The organism is Phenylobacterium sp. (assembly GCF_030645195.1).
In the GTDB taxonomy this organism is placed as follows: domain Bacteria; phylum Pseudomonadota; class Alphaproteobacteria; order Caulobacterales; family Caulobacteraceae; genus Phenylobacterium.
On the sequence record NZ_JAUSLW010000205.1, the window covers coordinates 1 to 1,534 of the forward strand.

Annotated in this window: 1 protein-coding gene; it reads right to left on the bottom strand. The window is 66.7% G+C overall.

From position 1 onward, the window contains the following. Positions 1–1,534 (bottom strand): aconitate hydratase AcnA (gene acnA / locus Q7T09_RS18900; RefSeq protein WP_304701751.1); only part of this gene is annotated, 1,534 nt, incomplete at both ends.

A 1,534-nucleotide genomic window follows, 5' to 3' on the forward strand; every position in this document is an offset into this window, starting at 1 on the left:
GTCATAGATCGCCATGACGTCGCCGGAGGGGAAGTGCTTGGTGACCCCGCCTTCGATGTCCGGGGTGATCTTGTTGCGGATCCGGATGTTGGCGAAGGTGCCGCGCATCATGATCTCGTGGTTGCCGCGGCGGGCGCCGTAGGAGTTGAACTCCGTGGTCGGCACCTGGTGCTCGCGCAGATAGACACCGGCCGGAGAGGTGGCCTTGATCGAACCGGCCGGCGAGATGTGGTCGGTGGTGATCGAGTCGCCGAACACGGAGAGAACCCGCGCCTCGACGATGTCGGTCACCGGGGCCGGCTCCATCTTCATGTCCTGGAAGTAGGGCGGGTTCTGCACATAGGTGGAGCCCATGTCCCAGGCGTAGGTCTGGCCGCCGGCCACCTTGATGCCCTGCCAGTTCTTGTCGCCCTTGAAGACGTCGGAATAGCGGGTGGCGAACATCTTCTGGGTGACGTGCTTGCGCTGCAGGGTGGCGATCTCCTCGGAGGTCGGCCAGATGTCCTTCAGATAGACCGGCTTGCCGTCCTTGCCTTCGCCGAGCGGCTCGGTGGCCAGGTCGATGTTCATCGAACCGGCCAGGGCGTAGGCCACCACCAGCGGCGGCGAGGCCAGGTAGTTGGCCCGAACGTCGGGGTTCACCCGGCCTTCGAAGTTGCGGTTGCCCGAGAGCACCGAGCAGGCGACCAGGTCACCCTTCTGCACCGCCTCGGAGATGGCTTCCGGCAGGGGGCCGGAGTTGCCGATGCAGGTGGTGCAGCCGTAGCCCACCAGGTTGAAGCCCAGCGCGTCGAGGCTCTTGGTGAGGCCCGCGCTCTTCAGATAGTCGGTGACCACCTGCGAACCGGGGGCCAGCGAGGTCTTCACCCAGGGCTTCACCTTCAGGCCCTTTTCGATGGCCTTCTTGGCCACCAGGCCCGCGGCGATCAGCACCGAGGGGTTGGAGGTGTTGGTGCAGGAGGTGATGGCCGCGATGACCACGTCGCCGTTGCCGACGTCGAACTTCTCGCCGGCCACGGGGATGCGCTGTTCGGCGCTTTCCGGATCGGCCTTGCCGAACTCCTTGCCCAGGGCCGACTTGAACTCGGCCGCGGCCTCGGAGAGCAGGACGCGGTCCTGGGGACGCTTGGGGCCGGCCAGGGACGGCAGCACCGTGCCCAGATCGAGGTCCAGGGTGTCGGTGAATTCGGGATCGGCGTCGCCGGGCTCGAACCACAGGCCCTGGGCCTTGGCGTAGGCTTCCACCAGGGCGACCCGGTGGGGCTCACGGCCGGTGGCGGTGAGGTAGTCGATGGTGGCCTTGGTCACCGGGAAGAAGCCGCAGGTGGCGCCGTATTCCGGGGCCATGTTGGCGATGGTGGCCTGGTCTTCTAGGGTCAGGCCGGCGAGGCCGGGACCGTAGAATTCCACGAACTTGCCCACCACGCCCTTCTTGCGCAGCATCTGGGTGACGGTGAGCACCAGGTCGGTGGCCGTCGCGCCTTCCGGCATGGCGCCGGTGACGCGGAAGCCGATGACTTCCGGGATCAGCATC